8 protein-coding genes are annotated in these 19,684 nt (G+C 48.1%); 2 read left to right on the forward strand and 6 right to left on the reverse strand.

What is annotated here, in order from left to right; all coding sequences use genetic code 11:
• Positions 1 to 8: 8 nt before the first annotated feature.
• From AC5RDV_RS02770 to AC5RDV_RS02795, 6 genes are all read right to left on the reverse strand, one after another.
• Entirely contained in the window at positions 9 to 3,326 is a 3,318-nt protein-coding gene (locus AC5RDV_RS02770; RefSeq protein ID WP_008626512.1) for a SusC/RagA family TonB-linked outer membrane protein, read from the reverse strand.
• 22 nt (positions 3,327 to 3,348) lie between these two features.
• Positions 3,349 to 5,970: a fasciclin domain-containing protein gene (locus tag AC5RDV_RS02775; protein ID WP_282748215.1), complete on the reverse strand. Its 2,622-nt coding sequence runs from the start codon at positions 5,968 to 5,970 to the stop codon at positions 3,349 to 3,351.
• A gap of 24 nt (positions 5,971 to 5,994) precedes the next feature.
• Positions 5,995 to 6,540: a hypothetical protein gene (locus AC5RDV_RS02780; protein ID WP_276785998.1), complete on the reverse strand. Its 546-nt coding sequence runs from the start codon at positions 6,538 to 6,540 to the stop codon at positions 5,995 to 5,997.
• A 293-nt stretch (positions 6,541 to 6,833) separates the two neighbouring features.
• On the reverse strand, positions 6,834 to 6,971 hold the full coding sequence (locus AC5RDV_RS02785; RefSeq protein WP_157183528.1) for a hypothetical protein: 138 nt from the start codon (positions 6,969 to 6,971) through the stop codon (positions 6,834 to 6,836).
• 522 nt (positions 6,972 to 7,493) lie between these two features.
• A complete protein-coding gene (locus AC5RDV_RS02790) occupies positions 7,494 to 9,719 on the reverse strand; it encodes a GH92 family glycosyl hydrolase (RefSeq protein ID WP_130893637.1) in 2,226 nt (741 codons plus the stop codon).
• Positions 9,719 to 12,115, reverse strand: coding sequence for a glycoside hydrolase family 95 protein (locus AC5RDV_RS02795; RefSeq protein WP_282748216.1), 2,397 nt, complete (start codon positions 12,113 to 12,115; stop codon positions 9,719 to 9,721). Before AC5RDV_RS02795 ends, AC5RDV_RS02790 begins: the two co-directional genes overlap by 1 nt.
• A 311-nt stretch (positions 12,116 to 12,426) precedes the next feature.
• Here AC5RDV_RS02795 and AC5RDV_RS02800 point away from each other — a divergent pair, with 311 nt between their 5' ends.
• A complete protein-coding gene (locus AC5RDV_RS02800; protein ID WP_494222138.1) occupies positions 12,427 to 16,500 on the forward strand; it encodes a hybrid sensor histidine kinase/response regulator in 4,074 nt (1,357 codons plus the stop codon).
• A 169-nt stretch (positions 16,501 to 16,669) separates the two neighbouring features.
• Positions 16,670 to 19,621, forward strand: a complete 2,952-nt coding sequence (locus AC5RDV_RS02805) for a discoidin domain-containing protein (protein WP_282748290.1) — start codon at positions 16,670 to 16,672, stop codon at positions 19,619 to 19,621.
• Positions 19,622 to 19,684 lie beyond the last annotated feature (63 nt).

The following is a 19,684-nucleotide window of genomic DNA, read 5'->3' on the forward strand; positions in this document are numbered from 1 at the left end:
TTTAAAGGTTAAATACCTACGGTCAAGCCAAACGTAAAGTAGCGTGAACGCGGTGTACGATTCTTGTCCTCGCTCACCCCGATATTGTTCGGTGAAATTTCAGGATCTGCACCGGTATATTTAGTTATTGTAAACATGTTGTTCAATGTCAAGGAAAGATTGAGAGTATTCAGATGTGCCTTTTTCAACAACTTCGGATCGAAAGAGTAATTCAATGTCAATTGCTTCAAACGTAGAAAAGAACCATCTTCTACAAAGCGATCACTACCCAACCAGTTATATCCACTCTGGAAAAGAGCACGCGGGATTTCCGTCATATCCCCATCCTTGCGCCAACGCCAGTTCGTGGACACGGACTGATTCTCCGTGTTGTACATGCTCTCGGAATACATCCGTCCGTAATTAATAATCTTACCCCCCACGCGATAGTTGAAGAACACATTCAAGGAAAGGCGTTTCCAACGGATGGTCGTACCGAAACCACCATCGAATTTCGGGTTGGAGTTACCCAAATACACGATGTCCAATTCGTCTATCGTACCATCATGGTTAATATCTTCATAAATTGCATCTCCCCCACGGAAACGGTATTCATTCGTCGTTCCGTATGCGAAATACATCGGGATGGGGTCACCGGAACCATCCAACACCACATTGCCATTGGCATCACGCACCACCGGTGCCGTGGCATCCGGCTTATCCGGTTGGTAAGTATCGTATTGGTACACGCCCTTATACCGGAAGCCATAAATGGAACCGAAAGAGTTATTCACTTGGAAACGGTTCAAGTAAGACCCGTTCGAGTAGTTGAAGTCCGCATTATAGTTATGCAACACATTCTCATCCAAGTCAATAATGGTGTTCACATAGTTCGAAAAGTTCAAACTTAAATCTACAGACCAGTCGCCACGCTTCACCATGTTGTTCGTGCTGAACTCTATTTCCCAACCATCATTGTCCATCGTACCGCCATTGATATAGGATATGGAGCCGAATCCCGTTGAAGACGGGATGGACTGGTCCTTGAACAACAAGTCATCCGTACGACGGTGGTACACGTTCGCCACCAAACGGTAACGCCAGTCGAAAAGGCTCAAGTCCACACCCAAGTTATAAGAAGTAGAACGCTCCCATTTCAAGTCTGTCAACTGCAAAGAGGCCGGTTTGATAGCCGGAATGTCAATGTAACTAGTCCCGAAACTATTGTAACGGGCATAATGCAAGTACTCGTAGTCCGGACGGTTACCGGTCACACCATAACTCAAACGCAAGGCAAACTCATCCATCCAGTCATCCGCAAAATCAAAGAATTTCTCTTCTGAGATAAGCCATTTCACCGATGCAGAAGGGAAGAAGCCCCAACGGTTACCTGGTCCGAAACGCGTACTGCCATCCCAACGTGCAGTCACATCGAACACGTAACGGTCAAGCAGGAAATAATGGCCCTGCAAAAGGAAAGCCATATTGCGCCCCTCGCTCCGCTCGCTCTTGAACGTATTCAGATGCCCCAAGTTGGTCACGTCCGTAGCCGAAGTGGAAGCTAGCCCGTAACGTTCAAACTCTTGGTTCCTGGAATTGGCCATGTCCATTTCCCATTTCCCGTAAAGCATCAGGGAATGTGCCTCTGGAAGCTTGGGCTGCCATGTCAAATCATGAGCCGTGTAGATAGAAAAAGCTTCGCTCTCCTTTCCGTATGCCTTGTTCACGCTCCCGTCGTTCCAATTCTTGGATGTCGTCTCACGCGGCAAGAACTTGGTATCCTTGACATTTTCAGAGTCGAATTTGATATAACCCGAGTAACGGAGTTTGGCTTCGCCTGCGGGATCCAAAAAGTCATATTGCAAACGCAAGGTGGGCATGATACGCATGCTTGTCTGTTGATAAGAAGCCAAATTACCGATAGCCACGGGATTACGCAAATTCTTTTGGGCATCATCCAACTGCGAATTTTGCGCTATATTGAAATAAACATCCGTGTTATTTCCATTGGCATCCTGCCGGAAAATCGAAGCATTCGGCATGCGCTTGCGGGCAATGTTCAAAAGATTGTCCTCACCGTAAGGGTCATCCGTATAGTTCTTGTCATTATCCGTATAAGTGATGGAAAAATCCGCTGAAAACATCATCCGCGAACTTACGTTGTAGTCCAAATTCATACGGTTGGAGAAACGGGTCATTTCCTGGCCGATAATGGTACCCGTCTGGTTATAATAACCGAACGAAGCACGGAATTTGGCCTTATCACCACCACCGCTCACCGAAAGGTTGTGGTCGTGGGTAAAACCATGCTTGATGACCTCATCCATCCAATCCGTATTGTTGTTAAAGTTCTCAAAATCCTGAGCCGTTCCGTATGCAGAAATGAACTGTGAACGGTCATAGCTAAACTCTGGGATATTGCAATCTTGTTGGGCACGATTGAAATAAGCCTGTTTCATGAGCATCGTGTAATCATCGCCATTGAGCAATTCCGTACCCTTCGGCTGGGTATAACCTGAAAAACGATAGGAATAGCTTACACGTGTAGGTCCTGTCGCACCCTTCTTTGTCCGGATGTCAATCACACCATTGGCACCGCGGCTTCCCCAAATGGCCGCCGCCGCACCGTCTTTCAAGACTGTGATTTCTTCGATGTCATCCGGACTGATACACAACAAGGAGGCAAACTCTTCCTGGTCGGCCGAAGCGAAGTCGAACGAATCGTCGATATTACTTTCAAAAGGAATACCGTTCAGCAAGATAAGCGGCTGTGAATTGGAATTGATAGAAGTGATACCACGGATACGCATCACCGTGCCACTACCCAAGTCACCCGAATTGGCCACAATATCCAAGCCCGCGATACGTCCTTGCAAGGCATCGTCAATGGAAGGCACGGACACCCCTTCGATGGCTTTCGTATTAAACTTCTGCATCGCACCGGAATATTCCCGCTCGGGAATAGCCAACGCACCGCCACCTGTCACCAACTTAGATGCTTTGACCTGCACTTCTTTCAACACATTCTGTGTCTCTAATTTCACATCAAATTTCCGTGTCGCCCCAATAGGCAAGGTCTTACGTTTATAACCCACAAACGAAAAGTTCAAAGAATGGGACGGGTCTTTCACCTTTAATGAAAAGTTTCCGTTAAAATCCGTCAGGGCAGATGAATATATACGTCCGTTCTTGTCCTGCTCCACGACGGTGGCTCCGATGAAACCATCAGGTTCATCATCGGCATAAACCTTACCGGTGACAATTACGCCACCGCTTTGGGCATAGGCAGCTCCCCCTAAAAGGAAGAAAGCCAACCACAATACCACTGATTTTATCTTATTTTCCATAACCTATCTGATTATTTTTTTATTAACGATAGTCTACTACATGATCCACAAGGTGGATGACTGCGTGAGAAGAAGCCGTAATTTGCGTAGCCGCCTTATAGTCGCTATTATTTACGATATAATCACGCGTAAATACATTATAATTATTCTCGTCCACCGTCACCACATGAGCCTGTGTTCCCGTGTTCTCGGAAGTAAACGTCAACTGGTTGCCATTTCCCGATACATTCAAGTACACAAAATGGTTGTTTTCATCACGGGCAGCCGTGGCATACGAACCATTATAAGAAATGCCGTCCCCCATGGGAAGGATACCGTCCACGAAATGGTAACGCAGGAAGTTCAGCAAGTAAAGCGTCTTTGCTTTTTTCTTGGCCGGATCGGTTTCAGCCGCAATCCGCTCCCAAGTCCATAATTCCGAGTCTTCGGCAAAAGCCTTGTCCAAGGCTTCTTTAGTGGGAACCAATACCGTATAACGGAAGTTGTTGAACGAAGTAACAATAGGACCAAGCCCAGATGAAGAAGTCGTTACATCCAAATCAAAAATAGGCTCCACGTCCTCATCCTCTTCAAAATAAGCCCATACACGTTCGTCGCCCTGCAGCAATTGATAGAAAGCCGCATAGGCCTCGTGTGTCTCAGCATCAGCCATCGTGTAATACACCGACTTATAAGAATCCTGCAAAATACGGTCGATAAAGAACGTATGCCCGTTGGTCATTTCATAACGTGCGGGATTACCATCTTCCAACGCAACCACATGAGCCGAAGGCCATCCCATTTCTACATCACCGAGCCCTTTGACCGACAACGCGCTGCCAACGCCTTCTGCCTGCAACACGGCACCGCCTTTAGTCAGGAAATAAGGCTGAGTGCCTTCATCCATATAACCGGAAAGAGGCTCTGTTTCATCATTGGCCACAACAATGTGCATGTCCAACAAATCTTGTAACCGATCGTTTACTTGATTCCGCTCATCCCCCGTTTCATCATCCAACGTACGAAGGAGTTCTCCTTTGTTTCCATTTTCATCCACGGCATACACATCGGCTACGACACGCCCCATGTACACCCGGAACGACCATATTTCACGATTGTCGATCTGTTCATTCGCCCAAATGGCCCATGTAATGGGATCGCGATAATCAGCCAAAGCTTTATCTGTGGGCACTAACAAATTGTAACGGCTATCAAGCGAACGGAGATAGAAATGGTATTTCAAGTTGTAATCATTGTCCACATCGTTCTTAATGGCCGGCGACATGATTGTCGTGGAGTCAGAAATCAACACCGGAGCATACACGCTTTGGTAATCCACAGGCGCGAACACTTTGTTGGTCACATAAATCAATCCGTTGTTTGCCGGAATAGTTTTCACTACATCGTTTTCCGTAATCCCCAACTCGAAACCTGCATTATCAGACATAATGTCCCAATTATGCGGCAATGCACCGTTGAACGAACGCTGTTGATGATTCTGCAAAAAAGCAGAAACCACAGTCGTGTACACACTGTCCCACTGTGGAAATTTGTCAGAAAGGAACTTACCTTCTTCAGATGTCCAATATTCCTGCATGGCCTCATTCGTAGGTACAATCATCACTCCCATATCGCCATTACCGCCATAGGCATGTGAGGCAGGGTCGTAAAGTAACGTACCATAACCATTGATATCCACTTTGCCTTCCGGGTCAGCATTAAAATCCGTTTGGTTGAAATAACGTTTGACAAACACGGTAGAATCTTCGTTAAAAATACCACCATATGCAGCCGCCAAATTGGACTGAATCGCCCCGTCATAATATGGGAAAGAGAACATGTCCAACAATTCAGCAAACTGAGAAACCTCAGGAGTAGAAGTGATAACTTCTGCCATGTTCGGCAAAGGTGTCACCACACCGTCGGCCAAATGCAAATAACCGTTCTTGCAAGTCACATCCTTGTTCTGTGCCTGCACGTGAATACCATTCACATAGAAACCGCTTGCGTCCCAAGGCATTCCCCACCCTTTGGAAATTACATTCCAATCGGACTCCGTAAGGTTGATTCGAGAAAAATACTGAGGCGTAAAGAATACCGACATTCGGTTTCCATTATCTGCCAAAAAAGTACCTCCTTTTCTTTCAAAACGCTTCCAAAAACTTGTCTTTGGCATATCCGCATAAGAAACATAAGGAACCGTGTCCAGTAGAGTCGCAGATGAAGTCCTACGCACAGCAGTACCTTCGCTCAAACCATCTGCATCAGAGGTGATGTTTGCCAACATATTGCTCAAATATGCCATGTTAAGCATTGTGGAATTGAACAAATAGCGTTTCTGCGAAGCCGGAAGATTATGTACGAAATCTGCCCCGCCGCCATGCATTCCATTTTCACGGAAATAATCGGCAAAAGCCTCATCGGTAGCAGGAAACAGAGTCTTGCTACCCGTGCGGCGCAATGTCTCTTCATAACCCAAGTCTTTCACGAGTGCCAAATAGCTCGTGTACTGACCGCTTTTCTCCAAATACTCGTAGATATTCTCACCCAACCAAGCAGGAGCCTCGTCATCATAGATGTAGTCATCCTTGCACGAACTGAACAAAGACAAGCACACCGCAGCGCAAAGGCAAGCGTTCAGGTTATTCATCTTATGTTTTCTCATATATCTTATTTATTAATAAACTATTTATTTAAAAAAATCCAAATATTCATAGGGCACCGCATCAGCCTTGTACCATTCCACGACCATCGTTTCAACTTGCGGATACTGTGACGAATAAAAAACAAAAGCGAATGAACAAGGCATGAATATTCGGGCAGGAACAATTTCTCCATCGATAGAGTTCACAGGAAAATCCATATCAAACCGATCATCATGCACTTTCAACAACACCGTCGTATGCGCCCTATCGGGTTCTTCACGAGTATACATCACAATAGATTCTATTTGTGGTATTTCAGTCAGCTCATTACCATATTCGGCAGGTCGAAAAGGATAAACTTTTAGTGCAGAGTTAGGATATTTTGTAAGGTCAACATTCTTAACTTCCGCATAAATATAGTCATACATTTCACTTCTTTCTCTACTTGTTTTATCCACTTTATTAACAGAACTATTAGAATGTTGCACATCATCCATACAGTCCGTCGTACAAGCACAAAACAACATTCCACCAAACAAAAACGATACGAATATCTTCCTCACTTCATTAAAATGACTATACTTTTCCATTCCATGATATTTTTTATTTAACATTTCAAAGTTCCATGATATACACCTATTCAATTTAATCACAATACAAAAGTAAGCACAAAGAAGCCATACAGAAGACAAAAATGCGTCAAAAAACGAAATTCATGCTTCAAAATAGGCTGAAAAACACAATAACGCACGTTTTTACCATTTTCTCACGCAACAAAGACTGTTAACTTCCCCAAGCATTAACGTTAAGTGTTTTTTCAACACTTTATAACACCTCCAAACCGAGATTTCTGTATTCTTAACACTCACAAGGAAGCACCGGATTAACGCCAACCACACAACCACAGGACACGACCTTGGCCGTCGCCTCCAGACATAAAGTCAAAATGTAACTTCTGCCCCATCGAGAATCCGATATTTCCGCCCGACACCAAGGCCAGACGGAAATATCGGATTCTCACGCATCGGGATTTTATCATTTTGAAAAGGAGAAGGAAGAAGCGGCGACATTCCGCAATGGACAAAATCCTGTTTGTCCGTACACGAAAAAAACAATGAAAGCATTCTGTCGCTTCCACGAACATTTTGCACTCCGTTTTTCAAGGATTTTTTTGGCCAAATAGAAGAAAAAAGCAAGGATACCCCAACCAGAATCTCCTTTTCCTTCACAAAAACATCATCTCTTGCGGCAGACATCCCCAAATTGTGCGGCAAATGATTTTTCGCTTTGCTCCAAATGAAAAATCGCTTGCCGCAAGAAAAACACTTAAAATGAGGAAAAGGAAGGAAAAACGGGCTTTTTCACCACTGATTTCCGTATCAGGCCAATATATTTCCGCCTAAATCAGCGTCTCCAAAAAGATTAGAAAGACCTTTCTGCTAACTTTCCGGCATAGAAAAGCCGCATCCTGTTGCAAAAAGACAGGATACGGCTTTTTACCACCTTGGCTGCACCCTGCACGGAAACAGCCGACATCACGGCATTACCGCAAATCCAAAATCTTGCCTTTGGGCTTGGCCGTCAACTCAAACTCCAACGTGCCCCCCTTCATGATGTCTGCATGCTTCAGCACATAACCGTCCAGTTTACGCCCGTTCAACCTTATGGACTTCACATAGACCGCGCCAACCCCGCCCTTACGCTTCACAACGATGGCGAACTTCTTTCCACCGGGCAGCATGATTTCCGCATGGTCCACCGTGGGGCTTCCTATCACATACTCTCCCGATGCCGGGTTTACCGGATAGAAACCGAGGGCAGAGAAGACATACCAGGCCGACATCTCGCCGCAGTCGTCGTTGCCCGCATAACCGGAAGAAGAAGTGTTGTACAAGGTACGTTTGATATGGTCCACCAACTGTTGGGTCTTGGCCGGTTGGCCGGCCATGGCATAAAGATAGGCCACGTGATGGCTGGGTTCATTGCCATGGGCATACAGGCCTACGAAACCGGAAGCATTATCGTTTTTCTCTCCACTCGTCTGGTCGGAAGTAAAGAACTCGTCCAACCGCTTGCAGAAAGCGTCTTCACCACCCGTCAGTCCAATCAAATCCGGAATGTTTTGCGGCACATACCAATAATATTGCCATCCGTTCCCTTCCGTAAAAGGATATCCCCCGTTTGCCCCATATTTATAGGGGTCGAAAGGCAATATCCATTCGCCCTTACTGTTTTTGGGTTGGAAGAATTTCGTCTCGGGATGATGCAGGTTGCGGTAGTAGGCCGAACGCTTCATAAAGAACTCATAGTCCTTGGCCTTATTCAAATGCTTGGCCAACTGCGCCGCACACCAGTCGTCGAAGCTCTGTTCCAAGGTGATAGACACCGATTGCGTCTGCAAGTCCTCCGGCATGTAACCGTATTGATCCCAAATCTCGAAAGGGGAATTGAGATGGGGAGTCGTCAGACTCATTTTCACGGCTTCATACGCTTTGTCCACGTCGATGCCCGGCAGCCCTTTCAAGATGGCATCTGCCACAACGGGCACGGCATGGTTACCAATCATGCAATAATTGTCCTGCCCCCACAACTGCCAAACCGGCAGATACCCGTAATAGTCATATTGGCGTATCATGCTGTTCACAAAATCCGTGGAGCGTTCCGGTTCCAACATCGTATAAAGCGGATGGGCGGCACGGAAAGTATCCCACAAAGAAAAAGTGCTGTAATGTACCTGTCCCACGGGCAGACGGCGCACGGAATAATCCGCAGCCATATACTCCCCATTCGCGTCGGACATCACATTCGGCTGAATCATAGTATGGTAGAGTGCCGTATAGAATATCTCCTTCTCATGCTCCCCGCTCTCTACCTGCATTTTCCCAAGCTCCTTGTTCCAAGCTTCGTATGCCTGCGACTTGATGGCATCGAAAGATTTTCCGTCGGCCTCCGTACGCAGGTTCAGACGGGCATTCTCTATCGAGACCGGCGAGATGGCCAGTTTGCATTCCACCACGTCCTGCCGTCCGAAATCGAAGACAGCCTTAAGGTTCGTGCCGTTCACCACCGCGATGTTCCGGTGCGTCCGGTTGTCGTTCATCATCTCCGAAGCCACGATGGGTTGGGAGAATTCCGCATAGAAGTAGATTTTACGCAATTTACCCCAACCGGTGATGATGCGGTAACCCTCGATGGCCGACGGTCCTACCTGCCGTATCTGCGCATTGATGACGCGCCGTCCCCAACTGCCTTTGTTGGCCGAGTGGTCCAAGTCGAGAAATACCTTGGAGGCTTTCTCCTTATTATAATAGGTATAGCGGTGTACGCCTACACGCCCGGTGGCCGTCAGCTCGGCATTGATGCTGTCATCCTGCAACAGCACACGGTAATAGCCCGGCACGGCATCCTCCTTCTCGTGCGTGAACCTCGACTCCTTGCGGTTCTCGTTCATGGGGAGCATGAGGATGTCGATGAAATCCGAAGCACCCGTCCCGCTCAACCGCGTATGCGAGAAGCCGAAAATCGTCTTGTCGTTATAGTCATATCCCGAAGCCTGCCCCCAGTCCGGCGCTTCGCGGGTATCCGGCGAGAGCTGCACCATCCCGAAAGGTACGGTGGCACCCGGATAATTGTTTCCACTCAGGCTCTGCGCCACCGCGCCCGTTCCGATAAAAGGATCCACATAACGGGCCACATCTTGCGCCGAAACGGCATGCCCCAATCCGCAGAGGGCCAAAGCCCACAAATATTGTTTCTTCATGATTTCCATTATTTAAGTTCTATCACATCACCTTTTTTCAAATAAGCCACCACGCAACGGTCCCCGTCCAAGTTGGACACCCACTTTTTCCCATTCAGGCGGATTGCATAATCCTTTCCCTCGGGCACTTGCAGGCGGAACAGGTTGTCCGCCGTGGCCTTCAACGAGGCTTTCACCACCCGGCTGTCTTTCCATTCTGCCGACACTTCGGCACCGCCTTTCACGCAAAGTCCGGAGAAGCTGCCGTCCTTCCATTCTGTTGGCAAACAGGGCAATATCTCCACATAACCTTCGTGCGCCTGCACCAGCATTTCGGCCAGTCCGGCGGCACCGGCAGCGTTCCCGTCGAAGATGAACACGTCAAAAGGCGCACCGGCAATGCCTTCCGGAGATATGGTCAGCAAGTTTTCACGCGCAAAATCGGTCAGCAAGATGTTCAGGCTCTCTTCTGCCTTGGCCGCATCTTTCAGGCGGGCATAGAAGCATACCATGTTGGCCCGGCTCCATTCCGTGTCCTCCCACCCCTCGGCAGCCAACCGGTGTTCTATGGTGGTGCGCACGGCTTCCGTCAACTCCGGGTCTTTCCCGTTTGTAATCTGGGAGTAAGGATAATAAGCCAACAGGTGTGAGGTATGGCGGTGGTTGGGATGCGCCTCTTCATAGTCCTCATACCATTCGCACAAACCTCCGTAACTATTGACACGGAACGGAGGGAATTTGGCCAAAGCCAGGCGCAGGGAGTCGGCAAAATCCTTGTCCACGCCCAAAATGTCGGAAGCCTGCACGCAAGCCGACATGATTTCATGGGCCAGCACCTTGTCGCAGGTCGTCATCATGGAGGCGCCAAGCTCCCACCCCTGATAGCGGAAAGAATTTTCGGGCGACACGCAGGGGCCTGTCACCATATAGCCCGTATTGGGGTCTTCCACCATGTAATCCAACAGGAACTCGGCATTGCCTTTCAACAACGGATAGGCCGTGTCGCGCAGGTAATCCTTGTCCAAAGTATACTCATATTGCGTCCATAAATGGGTCGCCATCCAGGAGCCGGCCAACGGGAAGAGTCCCCAGCCCATTCCTTCAGACGGCGCGGTGAATCCCCAAACGTTCGCCACGGTATGTGCCGTCCAACCCTTGCAACCGTAAACCGTGCGGACGGTCTTGGCACCGTGGCGGGCCAAGTCGGCGATGTAGGTGAACAGCGGGGCATTACACTCGGCCAAGTTGCCGACATTGGCTAGCCAATAGTTTTGTTCCGTATTGATATCCAAATGGTAATCGCTTGTCCAACACATGTTGCAAGCCAAGTTATCATTGAAGAAACCTTGCAGGGCAATGGGCAACGGCGAGTTTTCACGCGAAGAAGCAATGGTCAGGTAACGACCGTATTGGAAGAACAGGGCCTGCAAGCCGGCATCTTTGTTTCCTTCGCAAAGGGCCTTCCATCTGCGGTCCACCGGAACGGATTTTTTGGAATCGTCGGCCAATTTCAATGACACGCGGGCAAACAACGGCGCATAATCCGCCACATGCTCCTCCTTCATCGTCTCGAACGGACGGGCAATGGCTTCCCCTACAGTCTTCTCGCACAATGACGCATATTGCCCGTTCTTGTAATCGGTACGCACGTCGGCCACGATGGTCACGGCATCCGCATGCTTCACGCGCACCGTCTCTCCCGCAGCTTCCACCTCGCCGTTGTCTACCTTCACCACGACACGTCCCTGGAATTTCACACCTCCCGTCCCCAATTTAGGAAACAAAGCCTGCCCGTCGAACACCAACAGGTTTCCTTCCGTGTGCACCTGGGCCGCCGTAATCATCTTCATCCTCATATCAAAAGAAACGGACTGTTTCTTGTCCGCAGTAAAGTGCATCACTACGGCATCTTGGGGGTTGGAAGAAATATACTCACGTTTGTACTTCGTACCTCCTTTCTTAAAAGAAACCGTCGCCACCGCATTCGTCAAGTCCAACTCACGGCGATAGTCCTCCACGCCTCCCTCTTTTCCGGCATAATCAAACTTGATTTTCAAATCGCCAATCGGCAAATGGGTGCCGAAAGAATGCGGCGTTCCCACCAGTTCGCGGCCGGCAATCCCGTTCCCTTCTATCAGTTTGCCCGCAAAAAACAACTCCCTCAGACTGTCCAACCGTGCCCGCCCGAAAGGCTTCTCCTGGTTCGGGTCATATTCCCCGGCCCACATGCTAGACTCGTTCAGTGCCACCGTCTCCTCGTCCACACCGCCAAAGACCATGGCTCCCACCCGGCCATTACCAATAGGGAGGGATTTCATCCATTCATCCGCAGGAGCATCGTACCATAAACTCGTTTCCTGGGCGGGCAACTGCAATACAGACACACACGACAGGAAACCCAAAATAAATCTCAGTTTCTTTTTCATATCATCGGATTGTTTAGTATTCACAAAAATACGCACTTCCTCTTAACATAAGTCGCACCTGTATTTCTTATTTTAATAGAAATAGCTCCAAAAACATAGAATAAAGCATGATTTACAATGTTTGAAGCATTTATTTCAATCTTCATCACTTTTTGCCACGTCCTCCGGCATCCGTTTTCTTTCGCTCTTCCTACAGCCCTTGTTTGCCCACACAACAGGCTCCGATAGAAATAAAGCCACAAAATCTGCTATTTTTATCAGGTTTAATCCATATTTTTACTAATTTTGCAAAAAGTCTAATCACATATATCATGAAAAGGACCCTATTTTTATTATACACCCTTTGCTTGTTTTGCATAACACCTGCGTATTCGCAAGACCCGCAAGGGTATTCTTTCATGCACATCAACAGCGAGACCGGATTGTCGCAAAGCAATGTAAAAGCCATCATACAAGACAGCTATGGCTTTATATGGTTTGGAACTAAAAACGGCCTGAACCGTTACGACGGGCAGCGGGTCGTTCAATTCGACTGCAACGACTATGCCCGTCAGCGTAGCAACCAGAATATTTCAACCCTATTCGAAGACGACCGGCACATCCTATGGATAGGTACCGACGAAGGAGTCTTCCGGTACGATCCGGCGGCCGACGTATTTACGTTCCTGGATGCTCAAACCGATAAAGGGGAGACCATCACCACCTGGATTTCCACCATATTAAAAGATGAGAAAGGAAACATCTGGATATGTGCCCCAAGCCAAGGCGTGTTCCGTTACGACGAAAAGAAACTTTACCGCTACTCCGATTTTCCCAACGGGTCTTATCCCCATAATATCTGCATCTGCGACAATGGGGACATTTATGCCGTGTCATGGTATACCGGACTTCTTAAATATGATGCCCACAACCAGAACTTCGTCCAAATAAAAGAAGACGCAAAGGGACGCTCGTTGCTGAACATGGAAATCAACACGCTGAGCCAACAAGGAGATTTCTTGATTATGAGCATACAAAACGGCGACCTAAAAAAATACAACATCCGGAAAAGCATTTTGGAAGACATTACATTACAAAGCCTGCGACATACCTTCACACGGTTCGCCACCGTATATGGAGATGAGATTTATGCCGGCACGTACGACGGCTTATATGTCATCAATGAAAAGGCACGCTCCGTCAAGCACTTCAGCCAAGACCTGCTCAACCCTTCCGGCCTGGCCGACAATATCGTGTATTCCGCCTACCGCGACCGCGAAGGAGGGTTGTGGATCGGTACGATGTACGGCGGAGTCAACTATTTGCCCAACAATACCTTCGCTTTCCGGAAGTATCTGCCCGGTTATCAGGAAAGTTCCCTGTCCAGCAAGAGGATTCGTGAACTGGCCGAGGACGGGCGTGGGAACCTTTGGATAGGGACAGAAGACGCAGGCATTAATGTCATGTCACTCAGCGACCACAAAATTTGGCGTTATCCCCTCCCCCAGGCCAACTTCAACACCCACATAACGATCGTAGTCAGTGCTTACGGCGACAACATATATTGCAGTCTTTACAAAGACGGGTTGGTGGTCATCGATGACAAAGGCAAATCGACATTCTATAACTACAATGAACTTCACGTAGGCTCTGGCGGATGCAGCATTTACGCGCTTTATATGGACCGTGAAGGAACGCTTTGGGCCGGTTCTGACTTCGGTGTATTCTATGCTCCCAAAGGAACCTTTAAATTCATAGCCCTCCCGGAACTGAAAGACCAATGGGTGTTCGACATCTTGCAGGAAAAGAACGGAACGTTCTGGTTTGCCACGATGGGAAAAGGCGCATGGAAGTACAATCCCCAGGACAATACATTCAAACATTATACGAATAAGGACGGGACTTCCGACAAGACCCCATCCCAATCTATCAGTTCCAATTCCATCAGTTCGCTGATGCAGGACAGTAAAGGGAATGTCTGGTTATCCACCGACCGGGGTGGCCTTTGCCGTTACAATCCGAAGGAAGACAACTTCACAAGGTTTTCTGTGGAAGAAGGCATGCCGGACAACGTAGCCTACAAAGTATTGGAAGACGACTACGGGTATCTATGGTTCGGAACCAACAGGGGATTGGTCCGCTTTAAACCCGAAACGAAAGAAATCCGCGTCTTCACCGTACACGACGGCCTGTGCGGTAATCAATTCAATTATAAGTCAGCAGTAAAAGGCAGTGACGGCAATTTCTATTTCGGCAGTATAGAAGGCTTGATTTCCTTTAATCCTAATATCAAGGAACAGACAGCCCCCGTACCTCCCATTTACATCACGCGCTTCTCCATCTTCAATGAAGAAGTGACGGTGCACACGCCCGGTTCTCCTCTCAAACAGAGCATCATCGGGACGGATAAGATAGTATTGCCTTACAATCAGGCCAATATCAGCCTTGACATAGCTTTGCTGTCCTATTCGACTTCGCAGACCAATGAATACTTCTATAAACTGGAACCTGTCGACAAACAATGGATACGTACGAGAACAGAAAACAGTATATCCTACGCCAATCTGTCACCGGGCAAGTATATCCTGCACCTACGTGCCACCACGAACGGAGGCACACCGGAAAGCACCCAATATGCGACCCGTTCGCTGACCATAGTCATCTTACCGCCTTGGTATGCTTCCACATGGGCATACATCATTTATGCCTTATTGGGAATTTGTGCGTTCGGCGGTTGGTTCTACTGGTACCGGAAACACAAGAACGAACAATTCTCCGAACAACAGAAACTGTTTGAAATAGAAAAGGAGAAAGAACTCAATCAGAACAAGGTAGAGTTCTTCACGGAAATAGCACATGAAATCCGCACCCCGTTGACCCTAATCAACGGGCCGTTGGAAATCATACAGGAAATGCACATTCAGGACGAGAAACTGAACAAGAACCTGAATGTCATTGCCACCAATACCAAACGGTTGCTTAACTTGGCTTCGCAGTTGCTCGACTTCCAAAAGATGGGGGCCAATAAACTGACCTTGAATTACGAAGTCGTGAACATATCCGAATTACTGCAAGAGACAGTCAACCGTTTCGAGCCGACTTTCACCCATCAGCATAAAGAGCTGAAAGTAGAGAATCTCGAAAACGACATCATCGCTTATATCGACAAAGAAGCCATCACCAAGATACTGAGCAACCTGCTTAATAACGCCTTGAAATACGGCAATGAGCATATTTCGGTCAATTTGAGCAAGTATGATGGCAACTTCTCGGTCAGCGTATGCAGCGACGGAGCCAAAATACCCGAAGAGAAAGCAGAGCAGATATTCGAACCGTTCTTCCAAGGGGAAGAGAAAAAGAAAGAAAAACAAGGTGTCGGCATCGGCCTGGCCTTGGCACGCTCTTTGGCTTTGCTGCATAAGGGGACGCTCATGCTCGACACGCGTCAACCCGCCAATACCTTCGTATTGACCATTCCCCTCAATATGGAGGATATGATGGCCAACGGAAACAAACCGTTCAGCCAAGCCGACCTTCCGCTCAACGAAACCACTTCGGCCGACGAAAACACAAAGGGAAACGTCATCCTCATCGTCGAAGACGAAGACAGCATCCGCAATTTCATGAAAGAAAGGCTTTCGCCGCTCTTCATCGTGGAAACGGCATCTAATGGAAAGGACGCGCTCGACACCATACGGAAAGAACACATAGACCTCGTCATCAGCGATGTCATGATGCCGGAAATGAACGGTTATGAACTCTGTACCGCTATCAAGTCGGACATCAACCTATGCCATATCCCTATTATATTCCTTACGGCCAAGAATGATATAGACAGCAAAGTCAAGGGGCTGAAGGTCGGGGCTGAAGCCTACATTGAGAAACCGTTCTCATACGATTATTTAAAGGCACAGATCCTGTCCCTCCTCAATAACCGGCAGAAAGAACGCGAGGCATTCTCCAAACGGCCGTTCTTCCCCGTACAGAACATGCAAATGAGCAAAGAAGACGAAGTATTCATGAACAAGGTCATCGAAGTCATCAATGCCAACATGGAAGACGAAACGTTCAACGTAGAACGTATGGCTGAAGCATTGTGCCTGAGCCGTTCAAGCCTGCTACGTAAAATCAAGACATTGTTCAACATGTCTCCGATAGACTTCATCCGGCTGATTCGCCTTAAGAAAGCAGCCGAGCTTATTCAGGACGGGAAATACCGGGTAGGAGAAATCAGTTACATGGTAGGATTCGGTTCACATTCCTATTTCAGCAAACTTTTCTTCAAACAGTTCGGCATGACACCCAAAGATTTCGAGCAACAAATCGCGAGCACGCGCAGCAAAGTCCGGAACGTACAAGAAATAAATATAGAAGATTTAATTCAAAATAATAGGGCAAATTCATAAAAGAAAGTGGAATGCGTCAAACGTAGTATTTTATGAAGTACTACTTTTGGTCGGATTATTTTTCATCCTTTACATTTGCATGGTTAACTTAATAGTTACGATGCAATCGATGGAAAATAATCCGACTTTTTTATAAGTAGTCACTAAATAAAATATTCACTGATCTATTATGAGAACAAAAGAACTATTCGGCCTGTTGCTGTGGAGCACGTTCGGCTCGTTGCAAGCTTTCGCACAAGTAAGCTATCTGCATAGCGATACTCAGAATGCTGCCTGGACCGTAATGCCCGAAGAAGAAGTAGGAAAAGACATGTTGCGCCTTACGCAGAACGGCTACCAAAATCCCAAGGCCGTCAAAGCAGTCGTGCCGGGCACGGTTTTTACGTCATACGTGACTGCCGGCCAAGAAAAAGACCCTAATTTCGGAGACAACATACAGAAAGTCGACCGAAAGAAATACGACCGCAGCTTCTGGTACCGTACGGAATTTAAGATTCCATCCGATTTCGACAAAGAAATCATCTGGTTAAACTTCGACGGAATTAACCGCAAAGGTCAAATTTACCTGAATGGAAACCATTTAGGAAACTTAGACGGTTTCATGCACCGCGGACATTTCAACGTAACCCAATTAGTAGACCGCAACGGTTCCAACACATTGGCCGTACTGGTGGATATTCCCCGTACTCCTTTGGCCAATCAGGGAAGCCCCAATTACCTTTCCAGCGGCGGATGGGACTGGATGCCTTACGTTCCAGGACTTAATTCCGGTATCACCGACAAGGTTTGGTTGGAAAATACGGGCAAAAGCACGATTACCGACCCTTGGATGAGGTCGAAACTCGTCTCCCGTTCCCTCGCAGAGCTTACCCTTCAGGCCGAAGTCACCAATAATGGCGGCTCACAAAGCAAAACTACGGTAAAAGGTATCATCACTCCGGGTAACATCACCTTCAGTCAGGAAGTAGATTTGCAAGCCGGAGAGACCAAAACCGTCAAATTCGACAAGCGCTATTTCCCGCAAATGGTAGTGAACAACCCTAAACTTTGGTGGCCCAACGGTTACGGAGAACCTCATCTCTATACCTGCCGTTTGGAAGTGGTCAATGACGGTAAGACCTCGGAAACCGAGGAATTCCGTTTCGGTATCCGTCAATATTCATACGACAAGAAAGGCGGAGTCTTCCATCTTTACATCAATGGCGTACCTGTTTTCGTCAAAGGCTCTGACTGGGGAATGAGCGAATACATGTTGAGAAGCAACCCTGAACATATCCGCACTTGGGTAAAATTGAACAAGGAAATGAACTTCAACATGATTCGCAACTGGTTGGGTTCTGTGACCGAGAAACAATTCTATGAAAGCTGCGACGAACTCGGCATCATGATTTGGGACGATTTCTGGATTAACTCCAATCCGAACCTGCCCTACGACCTGAATGCCTTCAACAACAACATGATGGAGAAAATCAAACGTTTCCGCAACCACCCCTCCATCGCGGTATGGTGCGGTGACAACGAAGGCACGCCCGAACCGCCCCTTACGGGATGGATGGCGGAAAACATACGCACGTTCGACGGCGGAGACCGTCATTTCCAACCTTGTTCCAACAACGGTGGCCTGAGCGGCAGCGGCCCTTGGGACGCAAAAGACCAACGTTGGTACTTCACAGCTTATCCGGACTGCAAATCGGGTAGCGGCTTCACACGCGGATGGGGCTTCCGCACGGAAATCGGTACAGCTGCAGTACCCAACTATGAAAGCCTCGTGAAATTCATGCCCGAAAAAGACTTGTGGCCCATCAACGACATGTGGAACCTCCACTACTTCGGCCAGATGGCTTTCAATGCCGGGCCGGAGCGCCATACGGCGGTCATCGAGAACAGCTACGGCGGCGCGAAGGATGCAAAGGAATTCTGTACGAAATCGCAATGGGTGAGTTACGAAAGCAACAAAGCCCTCTATGAAGGTTGGCTCGACCACATGTGGAACGATGCCACAGGAGTCATGCTCTGGATGAGCGGCGCGTCTTATCCCAGCATGGTTTGGCAGACTTATGACTACTATTATGACCTGACGGGAGCCTATTTCGGCTGTAAACAGGCTTGCGAACCGGTGCATATCTACTGGAATCCCGTGACGGAGGAAGTAAAGGTAGCCAATACCACGACCAAAGACTATGAAGGGCTGACAGCCGAGGCAACCGTGTACAACATGGACGGTAAACCTGTGGCCCGTTACAGTGAAAAAGCTACCGTCAACTCGACTTCCAACGCCGTAGCCCAATGCTTCAAGCTCAAATTCAATACAGACCGCGACATTTTGTCACTGAATTGCCCGGCATACGCCTCTTCAACTAACCAAGGCGAACCGGCTTTCGTGACCGACGGCAAAGCCGACACCCGTTGGGCTGCCGTCCGTGCCGATAACGAATGGATTTATGTAGACCTCGGCAGCGAAAAGATGGTAGGCGGCGTACGGTTGAACTGGGAAGCCGCATACGGAAAGTCTTATAAGATACAAGTTTCCAACGATGCCAAAAGTTGGACAGAAGTCTACAAGACAGAAGAAGGGCGCGAAGGCATCAACGAGGTGTTCTTCCCTGAAGAAATCAAAGCCCGCTATGTACGTATGCTAGGCATAGAACTGGGTTGGTGGTTCGGTTACTCTTTGTGGAGCATGGACGTATTGAGCGGCACGAAACCTTCTGAAGGGCTGAGCGACGTGCATTTCCTCCGCCTGACCCTGAAAGACAAAGAAGGAAAGGTGGTTTCCGAGAACAATTACTGGAGAGGTAATGAACGTACCAATTTCAATGCCCTCAACCAACTTCCGGGCGTGAAACTGAACGTGTCATCGAAACTGACCCGCAAAAACGGAGAAGCCACAATACAAGCCACCATCGGACTGCCTAAATCAGCCGATGCCGTAGCTTTCGGCGTGCGCGTGCAAGCCGTCCGCACCTCCGACGGCGAACGCTTGCTCCCGGCCTTGATGAACGACAACTACTTCACCTTGGTTCCGGGAGAAAAGAAGAACATCCAAATCACTTTTGACGAGTCGCTCTTACAGGGAGGCTCTTACAAGCTTATCGTTGCACCATACAACCAAAACCTATAAACTTTATCCGGCCGGAGGAGGTGTTACCGCACGCCTCCCCCGACCGGATGTTTTTAAATGCTT

Source organism: Paraprevotella sp., assembly GCF_986071375.1.